Origin of the sequence: Sphingobacterium sp. IITKGP-BTPF85 (assembly GCF_001006065.1) — a bacterium.
Lineage (GTDB): Bacteria > Bacteroidota > Bacteroidia > Sphingobacteriales > Sphingobacteriaceae > Sphingobacterium > Sphingobacterium anhuiense.
In genome coordinates, this window is sequence record NZ_ASZT02000063.1 from 1 (window position 1) to 16252 (window position 16252).

Consider the following 16252-nt stretch of genomic DNA (forward strand, 5'->3'; position numbering starts at 1 on the left):
TTTTCTGCTCCAACAATAAAAGGGCAACCACCATCTGCCTGTGAACAGGTCATAATAGCCGCAAAGCTCGACTGTGGATTGAAAGGTGCGTCATATTTCTTTGAAAAACCTATGATCGGCAATGCGTTTTGATCATACTTCATCGCATATATCGGATTTGAACCATCTGAAATGGCAATGACTTCGATTCCCTGATTTTGAAATGTTTCTGCAATTTTAGGAAACATTGCTGTTTCTTCTGTACCTCCCGAATAACAATTTACCTTTGTTATCTGGTAGTGCGCAGCGGCAATCTGGGCCCAGGCTTGACATAAATGGCTTCTTCTTGAATTATGGGTACAGATAAAATTGATATTGATATCAGAGCCTGCTGTAACTTTACCTTGGATATAATCAACCAAGGGTTGCAAAATAGATTTGCGCCCTTGATTGATTGCTAATTTTAGTATATCCGAAATTGTATTTACTAGTTTTGCATTCATAATAATGTTTTAATTAGCAACAGCCAGAGCCTGGAGTGCAAGTATTTGAATTTGATTCTACTACTTTTAATGGATTAGGAATACCGCATGCATCTTGCGCTAGGCATGCTGTAGTTTTGTTTGTTAGAACGAAATTCTTGCCATTGAAATCTAGACCGAATTTTCCTATTGTTCCGCTTTGGTATTCCACTTCAATCTCATGATCTCCGATATTAAGTTTCGTTTCTGATAACTCAATGATATGTAGAAGCTTGCCGGGTTTTAATCGGTGCTCATAATCATCTGCATTCCATAATTGGAAATTAACTGTGTTTTCAGTGCGTGTAACCCCACCACAATCAATAAAAGTTTTATTGATCTGACCTACTTCAGTAACGTGGAAATGTTCCGGTACAAATGTTCCATCTTCTAATTGGAACTCAACATTTTCTAATGTTGGAAGGATTTGTTTGATTTCTGATAATTTCATAGTATTTATGTATAAATTAATCGTTATATTACGATATTTGTGAGTAAAAAATTTTAACAACAATTGATTTTTAATGTGTTAATATATTTTTTGAATTTTATATTATAGACTAAGATGTGTAATATGCTGATGATAATTGCTCCTGGTAATAGGTTTACTGCGACCAGTTTAAAAAATTCAAAGTTTTTAAATACATGCAAGTTATTATTTAGCGATATTCCTAGATCTGTAAACTTAATCTTGATAATAAGTAGGGAAGTTATACTAGCAAAATGAAAACCATTGACAAGCAGATGTATAATATATTCCCACCTTGGAAGGCCTCCCATAAATACTCTACTATCTTTCTCTACATATGCATCTATTAACAATGTAATTATATCTAGAAGTACCAAGGTAAGACCTAATAAAAAAAGGTTGTTATTTTCTATATTGATAAAAACAGTTAATAATATTCCTACAAACAATAATGCTCTAACAGTATGTGTTAGATGTTCAAACCTGCTTTCTTTTTGATCATAGAGCCTAAATTTATAGAGGTGCAGAAATACCCCGTCATAAACAGCTAATAACGCGTAAGCCATCAGTAAGGTAGTCGATATTAGAAACGCAAATTCCATCTATTTAACAACATTTTTGATTATTAACTGAGAGTATGATGTCACCAAAATATGATTTTAATATTGTGAATGTTTTTTCGTCAATACAGTAACAAATTGAAGTACCTTCGATGTTTCCTTTTATTAAACCTGCATTTTTTAACTCTTTTAAATGCTGTGAAATGGTTGACTGTGCCAAAGGTAATTCGTCTACAATATCACTGCAGATACATGTATTGACTTTTAATAAATATTCTATGATAGCGACTCGAGCAGGGTGACCAAGTGCTTTTGCAATATTAGCTATCCGATTTTGTTGATCGGTAAAGTGAATTGTTTTTGTAGCTCCCATTATTGTAAATATAATACATCGCAATATTACGATTAATCTTTTGATTTTAAAATATTTTTAAAAAAAAGAAATCAAAATGACAAAATGATGCTTTTGTATACGAAGTTTTTTACCGAATTATTCTGATATCAATAGAGATGTATAATAATCTCAATAATTTAGATTATTGTTTTAAATTAAAGATACATCTCTCGATGCATTTGTGAGGAAAGCGCTTCAGAAATGAAGCGGCTTTCCTCAAAACAATTTATTTAGATACTTTTAAAATTCGAAATGCTCCTTGGGCTACAATTATAAAAACAATAGCTCCAATAATTAAATCTGGATAGGTTGAATCCAACCATTTAACCAGTAATCCTGCGACAATAACGCTAGCATTTATTATTACATCGTTGGATGTGAAGATCATGCTTGCCTGCATATGGGCTTCTTTACTTTTATTTTTTTGCAGTAAATATAAACAGAACATATTTGCGACCAGTGCAAATCCAGATATAATGATCATAGTGTTGAAATTTGGAATTTCTTCAAACCCCATGAATCTTCGTATTACTTCAACAAATCCTATGACAGCCAGTAATATTTGAAAATATCCTGCAGATTTTGCTATGTTTTTTTCCTAATCATAGATCCGCCAACAGCGAAAAGGGCTAATCCGTAAACTATACTATCTGCTAGCATATCTAAGCTGTCTGCCACTAGTCCCATTGATTTAGAAAAAAATCCAAAAACCATTCTAGCCCGAAGAATAGAAAATTTATTATTAAGACGGTCCATAGCAATTTGCTCTGGTTTTGTGACTCATCTTTTTCTTTATAATCTGTAATTTCTTCTGATATTATTTGTTTAGTATTTAGATTAAGGTCGTCTAAGGCTGATAAAATTGGTAGGGAATCACCTTCATGATAAACATATAGACTTCTGTTGGGTATATCAAAATCCAATTCCTTAATGTTATTGATGTTTTCTAATTTCATACGAATCATTTGCTCTTCGCTAGGGCAATCCATCTTTGAAATTTTATAGCTTGTTTTCTTCATTTTTATAATTTGAATTTTATCCCGCTGTTGATTACAAATCCATCAAGTGGGGCGTAAATGTCTTTAAATACGGGATTGGTAATGGTGCCTGTGTAAATGGTGTCAAATCTTGTTTGTCTTGTATCTAGGTAGTTTTCGAAATTTATATAAATAGAAAACCTTTCCCACAATTTTTCAGCCATGAAACCACAGGTAACATAGTCTTTACCTTTCGAACCATCATTTAATGTTTGAGTTCCGAAGTAATAAGCTTCTAGACCAAGTTTCCATTTATCTTCTACTTCATACATTAGAACTGAATTAATGCGATGTTTTGGCGTTAAGGGGTTCTCCTTGGATGTATTATTCTGATTTAATTTAGCATTGGTAAAGGTATAACCTAAAAACAGATGTAAATCATCATAGCTGAGTTTTACGTTCGTTTCTATACCTTTTGTGTTTAAGTTACCTGAAGAATTAATGAATTTATATAAATCTTGAGAAGAATTTTCAAGCAGTAATGGGTTTTTTAGGTATGTGTAGAAGAATAATTGGTTTATACTTATGGACCAGTCATCACCAAGATTTGACTTGTAATTTATATCTGCATTTCCACCGTAGCTTCTTTCTAGCTTATTTGTGTTCTTGTCAATAGCCAAGATATTTCTATATTGCATACGTTCACTATCTTCAGTGAAGATTGTCGGGTTTTGTATCCGAATCCACCTCCAACTCTTGAGGTCAACCCCTGAGAGATCGAAAATAATGCTGATACTCTTGGTAAAAATACGGCGCCGTAATCTTTAACATAATCTGTTCTAAATCCAGTTTCCAGTTGGAGCCAATTTGTTGTTTTCCAGTTGTTTTGAATAAATGCTCCTACGGTAGTTTGATTGTAGTCTCTTTCCTCAAAACTGGTGTGAGGTTTCTCGTTGAAGTTATCAGTCCATATGTTTAGACCCGTTACCCAGTCTGATTTTTCGCTATTTACTGCATAGCTCGCTTCTGTGAACGATGCTATTTGGACACCTTCGAAAATATAACTAGGTATAGATGTCTTTCTATTAAAATAGCTTACACTGTTTTTAATTTGTACTGATTGGTTTTCATCAATTTGATGATCTAGTGTCAATTGAGAGGAGTAACGTTGTGTCTTATTTTCTTCAAAGTATTTGCTGGAGTTTTCTTTTTTGTTCTTAATATAGCTCAAATCTCCACCTATTCGATTTTCTATTGTCGAGTTAATGCCGACATTCATTTTGGTGTCGTCGTTAAGGTAAACGAATAATTTTGGATTGAAAATATAGCGTTCAAATTTTGGGATTGCCGACAATCCGATTTTGGCAGGGTCGTAAGCATTATTACGATTATGAGAAGCAAATATCGTTGTTCCCAATTTTTCGGTTCTTTTTCCATAAAAACCATTTATATCAAGTCCTTTTGCGGATGTCCCGTTGATGTGGAATCTTAAGTCCTTTTCGAAGGTCGGTGTTTTCGAAATTAAATTTACTAAACCTGCTATAGCTCCTCCTCCATACAGCGTTGAGCTCGATCCTTTGATGACTTCAACTTGTTTTAGGTCAAGAGGAGGTATCTGCAATAAACCAAGTCCACTAGATGCTCCAGAGTATATAGGAAAACCGTCTTTAAGTATTTGTGTGTATCGACCATCTAAACCTTGAATACGTATACTGGCGTTTGCACTTGTAGGTGAAGTTGTCTGAACATAAATACCTGTACTTTCGCTTAGTAACATACGGATGTCACCTGGTTTCATGTTTCCTTTTTCATCTAATTCTTCTCCTCCGATAAACTCAATTCTAGTTGGGATATTTTGAATCGAACGTGTACTTCTAGTTGACGAAATTGTAACTTCTTCTAGTTCTTCGGAATGCTCCTCTAAAAGTATTTCAATTTGTTTATTGTCAGATAAAGGGAAATCGGTGGTATCTGATTTAGTTTTGAACCCGACCATCGTGAATATTATAACTTGTTTTCCGTTTGGAATATTATTCAGTTGGATGATACCTTTTTCATCTGATTTTCCATTAATGTTATTTCCTGCAATATTTACTGTTACTCCTTGTAACACTGAATTGTTTTCGCCGTTTTTAATAACTGCTTTATATGAATTTTGAGCATATGAGTATAAGCTCATTGTCAATAAAATTGACATGAAAAGTATTTTTTTCACAATTATAATGATGCTTTAATAAGTAATAATGACCTGCTAGTCGCACGTCTTAAAAATAAACCTCGTATATTTTAGACTAAATGTAATTTGGGTGGGTTCCAAATTTTTGCACAGGAATGGATTATTTCGGATTCAAGTACAATATTATAAATCGTTTTATGAATGATAAAATCCTTTTCAGATGAAAATACGAGATCTGTAATGACGAAACCGACACAGGTTTTGCAAGTCATAAATGGTGAACAACAGTCGCTACTACATTGGTCGTCATGTTGGTTGTCACTCTGGTCTTTGGTAAGTTCATTATAACAATTGTCTTCCATATAGCAAGTGCCGGATGAAAGTCCAAGAACAATTAGCGCTAAAATGAAAGCCAAAAATTTCATAGTGTAAATATATTAAAAAACTTGATCATATTAGATCATTTGAGTTGTTATGGTTATTTTGATAGAGTATTTCTTGCTGTGGAAGATCTAGCAAGGTATACAGTAGCAATTTATATAAAATTATGAACTACTTAACAAGATGCAGAAGTTGAATTGTAATGTTAATATAACAATAATGCGTTTTCCTAATTATTGGTTCATTAAGGTGAAGTTTTTATATATTTGCTAGTCATTTAGAATGCCCTGATGTTGCTGGACCTACTATTAATTGAGCTTTATTGACTTTGATTGTAAATATTGCTGTGATTACTTTTGTATTTCTGAAGTTTATGAAAAACTACCAATAGGCAAATTTTTTAAATTGACGACTTACATGATGGAAGTATTAGCAGTGTTGCTATTTGGTAAAGGTGTTTAGGCATTTTAGGAAACTGGTTATATTCCGGTAACGCCGATTGATAATTTACCTCCAATTGATCTATTGGGTATTAATCCAAATGTACAATCTCTATTTGCACATGTTCTAGTATTTGCTATAATTTTATTTTTTAATCGTAGAATCCAAAAAGCTAAAAATAATTAATCATCGTAGGATCCAAATTCGAAAATATATATAATGGATAAAATTAATAAGTATCAAACTGGAGTAATCCTGCTAGCAGTAATTGCAGGACTTTTATTAGGGCATATTGTATTAGTGGCTGATTATTCGGCAAAGTTCATAGTACCATTGCTTATGGTGATGCTTTTTGGTCTGTTCCTAAGTATCAATATCAGTGAGTTGAAAAGTTCTTTTCTTAATGTTAAGTTTTCACTTAGCAATATCATTTTTAATTTTGTCTGGACACCAATCTTTGCATATGGTTTAGGATATCTTTTCTTATCTAATGAATTACCTATATGGATTGGTTTTGTCATGCTTATGGTAACTCCATGTACGGACTGGTATTTGGTGTTTACGGGAACGGCTAAAGGTAATGTTCCTTTATCGACGTCTATTCTCCCTGTAAATTTGGTTTTACAAGTTCTATTATTGCCAGTTTATCTTATGATATTTTTTGGTAAATCGGGAAATGTTGAAGTGAGCTCGCTGGTTGAAAGTATTCTTTTAGTGCTTGTGGTTCCGTTTATGTGTGCTTTAATTGCTAAAAAGAGTATTGGTAAGAATAGTAAAATAGGGGTGAATCTTATTGCATTTTTTGAAAAATCGCAAGTGCTGTTTTTAGCATTAGCTGTTGTAGCTATGTTTGCATCTGAAGGTAAAGATTTAATGGATAATCCGGATGTCATATACAAATTGCTCATTCCTGTTCTGATATTTTTTGTAGTTACTTTTTTATTAGTCAATTAGTAAGTCGAGTTCTGAATTTCAGTTATGCAGACGGCGTAAGTTTGACATTGACTACAATGGCAAGAAACTCTCCTATATCTTTAGCCATTGCTGTCACAGCGTTCGCATACGAACCTTTGATAGCATTATCACTAATTATTGGACCACTGATTGAGCTACCTATTTTGGTGTTAACCTCACAGATTTTGCTGAAGACAAAGAAGTAATTTGATTTTCAGCAACTCCTATTATTTTGTGGGCGTATGTAAAGTGGTATATTACCATATTAATATTTGTACATAGTTTTACAAAATGATTTAATATTTTTTGACTATTTTGATATATTTACTAATAATCACGAATATGGCTGAAATAGAAAAGATAGATCTCCCCTTTGAGGAAATAAGACATTACGTTATTGAAAATCTAAGGAAATCTGGAGCTTCATTTGAATTTAAAAATTTCTGCGCTAACTTAGCCAAACTTTTGATTGATAAGAAGGCCGTTAAGGATCCAAACCCTGTAGGATTTCAAGGTGTAAATTTTAACCTAAGCATTAGAGACGAAAATATTGTTAGAGAAATTATTTGGGATTTTATTATTCAAAGAGTAATTACAATCGGTGATTACAATAATTCAAGTTGGCCTCACTTAAGTTTAACTGAATACGGAAAGAAGGCGATAGAATCTTCAGGTGTAATACCGCATGATTCTTCAGGCTATTTGAAGGCTTTAAAGAATACACTACCTGAGTTGGACACTATTATTGAGACATATCTTTTAGAAAGTATAAACACATATAATATTAATCAGTTATTGTCCTCAACAATAACATTGGGATGTGCATCTGAAAGAGCAATTCTGCTTATTATTGATAGTTATGCAAATACTTTTAGAGAGAATGAAAAATCAAATATATTTCGAAAAAAGATAGAAGGTAGGTTCATTAAGACACAATTTGATGAATTCCAAAAGTCAATTAAGCATGGGTTTTCTACTTATCCGTATGACCTTAAAGAGAATTTTGATAATACATTTACAGGAATTTATCAAATGATTCGGAATAACAGAAATGATGCGGGACACCCGACAGGTAAGCAAATATCTAAAGATAGCTTATTTGCAAATCTTAGGGTTTTTATTCCATATTGCAAATATATCTATGATTTGAAAAAATATTTGGAAGAAAATAAGCACGATTAATATTTGGAAATTTAGGACTTATTTTTACTTTATGATTTTTAGTAATATTGAAAAGTAGCTAAAATTAATTATGGCGGAATCTCAAAATACGGAATATAAACAGAGCTGGCGGGACGAATACTTAAAATGGATATGCGGCTTTGCAAATGCTAATGGTGGTACTATTTTCATCGGTAAAGATGATGAGGGAAAGATTGTTGGTGTAGCTGACGCTAAAAAGTTATTGGAAGATATTCCGAACAAGGTACGTGATGTATTGGGGATTTTGGTTGATGTTAATCTGCATGAAACTAGGGAAGGGGATTACTTAGAAATTATTGTGGAGCCTTATCCTAATGCTGTAAATTATAAAGGGCAATATCATTATAGAAGTGGTAGTACTAAGCAGGAGATGAAAGGTGCTACATTAGATAAATTTCTACTGCAGAAGAAAGGGGTTCGATGGGATGGTGCAGCGGTGCCTCGAGTTGCTGTCGGTGACCTGAAGAAGGATACTCTTGTGTTTTTTCGTAATCGCGGTTTTAAAAATAAACGCTTGTCTGAAGACACTTTGACGGATGATGATGAGCATTTGCTTGAAAACTTGAAGTTGATTGAGAATGGTTATTTAAAACGTGCTGCTATTTTACTTTTTCATGTGGATCCTGAAATTTGTGACTGGAGCTTACGTGAAGATTGGTTATTTTGAGAGAGAAGCGGACCTTATTTTTCAGGATGAGGTCCATGGGAATTTATTTGAGCAAGTTGAGGGGACCATTAGTCTATTGTTTACCAAATATATAAAGGCGATGATCAGTTATGATGGAATCCATCGTAATGAAACGTATGAATACCCGAAGGAGGCTGTTCGAGAGGCTCTGCTTAACGCCATAGCTCATAAAGATTATTCTGGTTCAACACCGATTCAGATTCGTGTGTATCCTGATAAGCTTATGATATGGAATGAGGGCCATCTTCCGGAAAACTGGACGGTCAGTAATTTATTAAAGAGCCATTCTTCAAGGCCGTATAATCCGGATATAGCGAATGCGTTTTTCCGTAGTGGATACGTGGAGTCCTGGGGACGTGGCATTAGCAAGATGACGGAGTTGTGTAGTGCTGGAGGGCTTCCAGAACCTAGTTATCTTGTCGAGGGATCAGATTTTTGGGTAGAGTTTAAAAAGGATATTTATCATAAAGAAATGTTGACTGGATTTGGTTTGAATGATAGACAGTTGGATGCTTTACTTCATTTTAAATCACAAGGTGAAATTCTTAGTGCTGATTATGTGAGGAGGTTTGGTATTTCTGAACGTACAGCTAGATACGATCTGGTTGAACTGGTTGAGAAAGGCTTGTTGAATAAAAATGGGGATCGTAAATCTGCTAAGTATGTGTTCAGGTAGTAGTGTTGCCGATAAATTGCCGATATATTGGTGTTTTTGCCGATAAATTGCCGATTAAATGAAAAGGCCAAATAATAGGTAGAAGTTTTGTTTTTTTATATGTTACTATTTCAGACACTCAGTGTCATTAAAAGTAAGAGATAAATTTCAAGAAATGTAACGCATTATTGCAGTTCTATTAGGTTTCAAATACGTCTTTGAATCACCTTTATATAAATTTGAAAATCAAATCAAAAAACATGAAAGTATTATTAACATTTCTAATCTCATTTATATCCTTTAATTCTTTTTCTCAAATAAGTACAATTAAAGAAATACTTCGAGTACATAATAGTAATATTGTTGAAACTGAAGATTTCCTTTTAGGTAAGGGGTATAGAATGAAAGACGTTCGAAATAAAGAATATGGTAAAGAATATAGTTTTTATTTTGGAACTTATCCAATAGGAGGTAATGCTATCAAAAGAATTTTAAATGGTAAAAATGAAGTCATATATACAGAATATTGTATAAAGTATGAAAAAGATTATTTAGCTTTTAAAAAGCAATTGACGGATAACTCTTTTGAATATTTAAACACTTACGAGTTTGACAGAGGTATTAAGCACCTATACACTAAGGATAATATTGTTTTAGATATTTATATAGCTAAAGATATTTTTGATGACTTTTATTATGATGTAAGGTTTGTTGATAAAAAATTTGCATTGACAGTATATGGTAATGATGTACTAAAGAAAAATAATAGAAAACCAGTCACTAATTAAGATATTTAAATATCATACGAAAAGATACATCCTTTATTTTTTCAAGAAAACCTAAGTATTAATACATTACTTTCGGTCCTATTTAAGGGATGTCATGCATTAGAATACTAATAAATAACTCGACGATAAGTAGTACCGCCGATTAAACACTGTTATTCAATAAATATTTAAATTATTCAAACTCCAAGGGCACAATAGAAAAAAACGCAATGGTTTAATTATCTTTTTTTAATAACCTTTCTAAATATTCTACTTTAGATTTTTCGGCTTCGAGGAGGCGTTCGTAAAGTTTTTTGTTTTCTTCGTGAGATTCGATGAGTTTGTCTAATGGGTTGAAATTGCATCCAGGAGCATAAATGGCGCCATTATTTGAACTACTATCATGAAAGCTATTAAAAAAATTAAACACAGCTTCTTCACTAAAATTCTGAATTGCTTCAGGAGTAACACCAAGTATTTGGGCTACTTGGGCTAACAAGTCTTCTTCTATCTCGACGCTTCGCTCCATATTGGAAACGGTCTGCTGACTTACTCCAAGTGCGGAAGCTAAAGCTTCTTGCTTCATACCGCGCAATTCACGTAAGCGGCTGATTTTTGGTCCAATCTTGTTTTCCTTACTCATACTCAAAGTTAATAATATTCTTCCATTTGTTAAACTGTAATTGTATGTTTAGGTAATTTACAAATTTCAGCTTGTTTTTTACAATTAAGTTTGGTGAGATACAAGTGGTTTTGGTTCGGTACGTGGATGATTGTTAGGTTCTTTGTGTATACCAAAATTATAAGGCTATGTTTAGAGCAACTTTTACAGATTATACCCCTTGTTTTTTAAGGATAGAAGAAATTAAGGACCCATTCGGCGTTTTGAAAAGTATTTTTGAAAGCCAGCCAAATCCAGAAACAACTATAGATGAGTGTTGGGATTTTTGGACGATGGCTTTTAGACCGAACTATTGGATGACTCATGAATCTCCTAGAGTTCTGTATGAAAATTTCCTAAAATTAGCGCGCCTTCTAGATACGGGATGGATAATCTCTCGGATATGTCCATCTTATCTAACAATAGGTGAAACTGTTAAAACAGGTTATATACCTGGTCAAGAATGCGACACAAATCTACATGGGGGGAGCTTGATAAAAGCCTATGAAACCCTCAACAATTCTTATTTGCAACATAATAGATTTGATTTACCTTTTGATTTGTATAACACTTTTTACCATGGTTTAATGCCAACAAGTTTAGACTTTGAAGATATATTAAAAGAGTCTGCCTATTCAAGCTTTCAAGAAATTAATGAATTAATTTTATCTCTTTATGCAATCTATCAAGCTGAAAAGGGGAAAATAATATCAAAAAATGATACGGTGAAGTTGGAAGGGTTTACAAAGTTCGCATTAGATCATAACATCACTCAGTTCAATTATTACGACAGTGTGGAGAATATTTTTGAAGCCTTCGATAAAAAGCAATTCCTTTCTATTATAGAATTCTTAAAGAATACATCTTGTTCTCATTTCTTCTGGAAGAGTAATGGTAATCCTGCAAATGTATTATACTACCTGGAAGAATTGCAATTTGTTATGGAAATCTTATGGGACTACTACATAATAGAATCTGGAAATGTAGGCTCTGTAAAATGGAAAATACCGAAAAAACTAGAAATCAGATAAGGTATCTTCCTAAACAAGCATTAAAAAACCCCTTTAAATTCTTATCAGAGGAGTTCGCAAAAAAAGATTTATCTAATCGGCGTAAAGATATCGAGGAGTGGCGATTAGCAATTTTAGATAATAATTGGCATAATGAGGATGAACACAAAGATATTCAAGACTTTCTTTTTCGTTTGATTGAAATAGCTGATCTTTTAGAATATAGACCTATTAATTATTAACTGTGCTATGATTAGAATAGACTCATTTAGTGACCGAACTTCTTACTTATCAAGAGAGGAAATTTTAAATCCATTTTTAGTCTTGGAAAAGGTATTTAAAAAAGACTCAACTTGTGAACCAATTGTAGATGACCTATGGGAATTAATTACGCATGGACATAGAAAGGGATATTGGACTACCTATAGTTCTCCAAAAGTGCTTTATCTGAAATATATACAGTTAGTACGGATTTTCGAGGCTAGTTTATTAATTTCTAAAATTAGGCCCAATTATTTGGATTTTGAGGCTAATGAAAAGGATTATAAAAATCCTGACACTATAGATAAATCAAAAAAATCTTCGACTAGTATTATTCAAGATGCGTACAAAAATCTAAATATCGATAATTACTATCGGGGACTTGCCAGCTTAAAATTTGACTTAAGCAATTTGCTGTATGATGGTTTTCATCCTACTTGTCATAGGTACACTGTATATATTAAAGAAACAACATATGATTTATATGCGGTTGGTAGCAAACTTATCTCGTCATTATTTTTAGTTTATCAACTAGAGAGAGGATTGGAATTGACTCTTAATGACACAAAGAGGTTGCAAGCATATGAGTGCAATGCAAGTGATTCTAATACAAATCAGTTTGCTTACAGAGAAGTTTTACAGAAATAGTGTCGGAAGAAAAGAAAGAATTCGAGTACAAACCAACTATAAATTACCTTAATAAGGTTGCTCAATTGCTTTTACATGAGAAGGAAGTATATAATCCTGGTAATATTTTGCACTATTTTGATGAGTTAATGTTCTTTCTTGAAGGTTTTTGGCTTCATTACGAAAAATTGAAAACAAAGCAGAAAAACAAAAAATGGGATATTCCTCGAGAATTATTAGATGAGGTGAAATATATACCGAAAGATAGATTAATCAACCCAGTATCCTATTTACAAGAATTATTAGAAGCAAAATCTTTAGTTGAATGGAGAAATGAGTTGGAAGAATGGAAATTAGAAATCTTAGGAAATGAATACTTTCGAGATGATTATTATCGACAAATAACACATTTATTATTTTGTTTATCTGAATTAGTAGGTTTGATGAAGCATAGACCATATAAATTGTTTTAGGAAAAAAAATACTACATCATAATGGGCTAATGTAGTGGATAATTTAATAAAAAGGGGCTTAATGTTAGGGGGACAAAATTCAATCTTCCTAAAAAACACTGCTATTATGGAAAAAATAAAATCCAATTCAGACTTGAAAGATATTATTGTGGTTCTGACCATGAAATTCGATATCGAACAAATATATCTTAATTTAAATGATCCAAAATTAGGTTCACACAAAATCGTTATCCTGGTTTCGAATAAGTATTTGAAGACATTAGGCGAGCTGGTACCTAGAATAACTAATGCCATAAGAGATTATCCTGATTATCGAATCTCATGTTACATAGCATTTCAGGCTAAAGATAAAATCCTAAATGGTAACCTTTTTCTATTTACTTCGTGTGTGCCTGAAAGGCTAATATTTAAGAAAGAAGACTCTGAATTTGTATTAATACCTGAAACATTTAGTTTGGATAAATTTTTAAAGAAAGTTTATGCATTACGTAACAAAGAGCTTCAAAAAGTTGATGAGTTTAAGGAAGGGTATTTCTTTTATAAAGAAAAAGAGCAATATTCAATGGCTGCGTTTATGATACACCAAGCAATAGAATTGACTTATCGATATCTTGGGATTGTGCTTTCTGCAAAGGAGCGTATCAAGCATTCCATAAGGGGTCATCATCATTTTCTGCAAGAGATCACAACGATGTATGATTCAATATTTGATGATGAAAATAATACGGATCAATATCTATTGAATGTCTTGGAGGACATCTATCGAGCAACGCGTTATGAAGATAATTTTAATGTTAAACTTGAAACCTTGAATCTTCTGGAAATTAAGATGAATCAGCTTCATTCAAATGCTTCAAATATTTATGACACTGTTATTTCATCATTTGAGAAGAGCGTTACAATTGATTGTAAAGTTGCAGATGAAAATATTGATATAAATTGTGAGCCAGTTGATGTGCCCAAATCAAACTTAGATGGTAAGATAGCTTCATTAGTTGAGAAACTTAAAAGTCTTTTGCCGGATGATATTTCTGTCTATTTGTTTGGATACAGAGCTCAACGATTTGAAATGGAAAGTGTCTGCGAAAATAGCAATAATGGAAAATATTATTTCGATTTTTTAATTGTGAGCCGTGAAGATATTAGAGAGCGAGTTAGCAACGCGCAAGCCATATTAAATGAAGATGCTGATTTATCTGTTTTATTATTATCTCATAAAGTAGACCAGATTCAGAAAAAGCTAGATGAAAACAATATATTCTTTCACAAAGTTCTTCATTATAAACTACCTGTCTCTGATTGTTTAAATGTGAGTTGGTCATTCCATGAAAACAATGGAACTCGCGTAAGTACAGAGGTCGAAACAGCAAGATCTAAATGGTATGGTCGAAAAAATAATGCACTAGGGTTCTTTCATGGTGGTAAGGCAATAGATAGTAGCGAGGAAGTTGTTGTAAAGGTTTCTTTATTTAATCAGGCTGTGGAACAGACCTGTTTAGGTTTGTTGGAGTTTTTCTATGGATATAGGCCTTATCAACATAATTTAAATCACTTGTATAGTTTATGCTGTAGTTTTTGGCATTTTCCCAATGATATATTTTCTAGGAGTACCATGGAAGAAAAAGGACTCTTTAAAGAATTTGTCGACATAGTAAAGGACGTACGTTATGCGGGTTTGTCCTATATTGATTGGGATGATGCTTATCGATATGAAGTAAGGTGTGAGCGTTTTCTTGACGAATGCAGTAAGTTAGTTTGCGGTGAATAACAAAAAGTCGTTGGCGTACACCAACGACTTTTCTATTTTCTTTTGTCCTGCACGCCCATGTCAAAGCCAATAAGATTGACCATTTCCCGTAGCCGTGATCGTAGCCGGTTACCGTATGCTTCTTCGAGTTCGGTGGCGGAAAGGTTAGTGGTGATGTGTGTCTTTAGTTTTCCGGCGACAAAGAGATCGTACCTGGAGAGCAAGATCTCGGCCAGGACATTGCACTCGTTGCCGAAGTGCTTCATGTTTTTTTCGGTACCAAGATCGTCAAAACAATAGTTGCGGAACTCCGTACTATAAAGCTTTCCTCTGCTGTAGCGATGTATGATATCATAGCCCTCTTGAATGAACTCGAAAGTAATATCTCTTGCACTCTTCATCATATACCTGTCTTGTTGTTGGGGAAGGTATTTCAAAATAGTCATAAATGACGTTTTTCCACAACCAATTGGACCAGTCAACATAATTCCTTTTTGTAAATCAATATCGTGTGCTTGACATATTGCTTCATCCTTGAGAAAGTAGGCTGCTAGTTTGTAAATAATGGGTATGTCTTTTTCATGCAAATGAATTTTGGACATATAATTCCTGGCCTTTGTTTTCTAAAAATTGGAATACCTTGTTATAATCATAATGGTTCGAAATAGTTTTTGTTTGTGGTGGTACTGAGTTGTTGTGAACGGTTTGATTTTGTATTGTTAGCATGATGATTAAAGTTAATACTGTTTGAAATCCAATTTTTTGCTGATGCTTTCCAATCTTTCATCGGACTTTTGCCCCCAACGAGCCAACCATTGGCTGTGTAATGATTGATGAATCTATTTGCTTCGATAAGTGTTGATTTTTGTGAAATGAAGAACTCCTCGACATGTAGTCGTTGCGAAGGAACACCTTTTTCTTTTTGACCGGAATCTTTTTCTTTTTTGGACTTGGACAGTACTGTAACAACCTGACTAGATTTTTTTTCATCTCGCTCATTTTTTTATCGCGCGATTGAGTAATCATATTATTATTAATAATATGATTACTATACTGTTTATTATAAGGCTCGTTTATTGTTCTTGTGGACAGATTTTGAACAGGTTCGTTTCTTGTATCTGTTGTATCGATGCGATCAGGAAAAAAACTAATGGCGCTACCTTTAAAAGGATTGTAAGAAGGTTGATAATCGATGTATCCGTTTTTGTGCAGGTAGGCCATGGCTTTGTGATAGGTGGCTTTGGAGTTGATCTTGCTCAAGCGCATGGCTTCGTCTCTAACAATTTGGATACTCTTAGTAAATCTGGC

General features: G+C 33.2%; 19 protein-coding genes and 1 pseudogene. 10 read left to right on the top strand and 10 right to left on the bottom strand.

Annotated features, from left to right (window positions below):
* The 7 genes and pseudogenes from L950_RS13355 to L950_RS13380 all read right to left on the bottom strand — a co-directional run.
* Window positions 1-482 (bottom strand): hypothetical protein (locus tag L950_RS13355; RefSeq protein ID WP_021189045.1); only part of this gene is annotated, 482 nt, incomplete at its 3' end.
* A gap of 13 nt (window positions 483-495) precedes the next feature.
* Window positions 496-951 carry a DUF6428 family protein gene (locus L950_RS13360; protein ID WP_021189046.1) on the bottom strand — a complete coding sequence of 152 codons (456 nt, stop codon included), beginning with the start codon at window positions 949-951 and terminating at the stop codon, window positions 496-498.
* A gap of 53 nt (window positions 952-1004) precedes the next feature.
* Window positions 1005-1571 carry a hypothetical protein gene (locus tag L950_RS13365; RefSeq protein WP_031287713.1) on the bottom strand — a complete coding sequence of 189 codons (567 nt, stop codon included), beginning with the start codon at window positions 1569-1571 and terminating at the stop codon, window positions 1005-1007.
* A gap of 4 nt (window positions 1572-1575) precedes the next feature.
* Entirely contained in the window at window positions 1576-1902 is a 327-nt protein-coding gene (locus tag L950_RS13370) for an ArsR/SmtB family transcription factor (RefSeq protein WP_021189048.1), read from the bottom strand.
* Between the two features lie 247 nt (window positions 1903-2149).
* A pseudogene (locus L950_RS36560) lies at window positions 2150-2942 on the bottom strand (cation transporter).
* Window positions 2943-2944: 2 nt separating this feature from the next.
* Complete coding sequence (locus tag L950_RS35435) at window positions 2945-3598, bottom strand: TonB-dependent receptor domain-containing protein (protein WP_262507085.1); 654 nt, start codon at window positions 3596-3598, stop codon at window positions 2945-2947.
* Complete coding sequence (locus tag L950_RS13380) at window positions 3550-5097, bottom strand: TonB-dependent receptor (RefSeq protein WP_262507086.1); 1548 nt, start codon at window positions 5095-5097, stop codon at window positions 3550-3552. The genes L950_RS35435 and L950_RS13380 overlap by 49 nt, the downstream gene beginning before the upstream one ends.
* A 1020-nt stretch (window positions 5098-6117) precedes the next feature.
* On the opposite strand from L950_RS13380, the gene L950_RS13385 reads away from it, so the two are divergent.
* From L950_RS13385 to L950_RS13400, 5 genes are all read left to right on the top strand, one after another.
* Window positions 6118-6852, top strand: a complete 735-nt coding sequence (locus L950_RS13385) for an arsenic resistance protein (RefSeq protein WP_021189049.1) — start codon at window positions 6118-6120, stop codon at window positions 6850-6852.
* A 342-nt stretch (window positions 6853-7194) separates the two neighbouring features.
* Window positions 7195-8034 carry a hypothetical protein gene (locus L950_RS13390; protein ID WP_021189050.1) on the top strand — a complete coding sequence of 280 codons (840 nt, stop codon included), beginning with the start codon at window positions 7195-7197 and terminating at the stop codon, window positions 8032-8034.
* A 70-nt stretch (window positions 8035-8104) separates the two neighbouring features.
* Window positions 8105-8722 (top strand): helix-turn-helix domain-containing protein, encoded by a 618-nt coding sequence (locus tag L950_RS33265; protein ID WP_231577265.1) that lies wholly within the window; start codon window positions 8105-8107, stop codon window positions 8720-8722.
* Entirely contained in the window at window positions 8688-9419 is a 732-nt protein-coding gene (locus L950_RS33270) for an ATP-binding protein (RefSeq protein WP_231577266.1), read from the top strand. The genes L950_RS33265 and L950_RS33270 overlap by 35 nt, the downstream gene beginning before the upstream one ends.
* 239 nt (window positions 9420-9658) lie before the next feature.
* Window positions 9659-10186 (top strand): hypothetical protein, encoded by a 528-nt coding sequence (locus L950_RS13400; RefSeq protein ID WP_021189051.1) that lies wholly within the window; start codon window positions 9659-9661, stop codon window positions 10184-10186.
* 214 nt (window positions 10187-10400) lie between these two features.
* On the opposite strand, the gene L950_RS13405 is transcribed toward L950_RS13400, so the two are convergent.
* Window positions 10401-10808 carry a helix-turn-helix domain-containing protein gene (locus L950_RS13405; protein WP_021189052.1) on the bottom strand — a complete coding sequence of 136 codons (408 nt, stop codon included), beginning with the start codon at window positions 10806-10808 and terminating at the stop codon, window positions 10401-10403.
* A 167-nt stretch (window positions 10809-10975) separates the two neighbouring features.
* On the opposite strand from L950_RS13405, the gene L950_RS13410 reads away from it, so the two are divergent.
* The 5 genes from L950_RS13410 (at window position 10976) to L950_RS13430 (ending at window position 14965) form a co-directional block, all read left to right on the top strand.
* Window positions 10976-11857 (top strand): hypothetical protein, encoded by an 882-nt coding sequence (locus L950_RS13410; protein ID WP_021189053.1) that lies wholly within the window; start codon window positions 10976-10978, stop codon window positions 11855-11857.
* Window positions 11824-12078 carry a hypothetical protein gene (locus L950_RS13415; RefSeq protein ID WP_021189054.1) on the top strand — a complete coding sequence of 85 codons (255 nt, stop codon included), beginning with the start codon at window positions 11824-11826 and terminating at the stop codon, window positions 12076-12078. The genes L950_RS13410 and L950_RS13415 overlap by 34 nt, the downstream gene beginning before the upstream one ends.
* A gap of 7 nt (window positions 12079-12085) precedes the next feature.
* Window positions 12086-12745 (top strand): hypothetical protein, encoded by a 660-nt coding sequence (locus L950_RS13420; protein ID WP_021189055.1) that lies wholly within the window; start codon window positions 12086-12088, stop codon window positions 12743-12745.
* The gene (locus L950_RS13425; protein WP_021189056.1) at window positions 12745-13197 is read left to right on the top strand and encodes a hypothetical protein; all 453 of its coding nucleotides are present in this window, start codon (window positions 12745-12747) and stop codon (window positions 13195-13197) included. The genes L950_RS13420 and L950_RS13425 overlap by 1 nt, the downstream gene beginning before the upstream one ends.
* Before the next feature lie 106 nt (window positions 13198-13303).
* Window positions 13304-14965 carry a HEPN domain-containing protein gene (locus L950_RS13430; RefSeq protein ID WP_197086421.1) on the top strand — a complete coding sequence of 554 codons (1662 nt, stop codon included), beginning with the start codon at window positions 13304-13306 and terminating at the stop codon, window positions 14963-14965.
* A gap of 32 nt (window positions 14966-14997) precedes the next feature.
* Here the strand turns inward: L950_RS13430 and L950_RS13435 are convergent, their stop codons facing one another.
* Both L950_RS13435 and L950_RS26540 read right to left on the bottom strand, forming a co-directional pair.
* Window positions 14998-15546, bottom strand: a complete 549-nt coding sequence (locus tag L950_RS13435) for a hypothetical protein (protein ID WP_021189058.1) — start codon at window positions 15544-15546, stop codon at window positions 14998-15000.
* A gap of 181 nt (window positions 15547-15727) precedes the next feature.
* Window positions 15728-16204: a hypothetical protein gene (locus tag L950_RS26540; protein ID WP_156169683.1), complete on the bottom strand. Its 477-nt coding sequence runs from the start codon at window positions 16202-16204 to the stop codon at window positions 15728-15730.
* Window positions 16205-16252 lie beyond the last annotated feature (48 nt).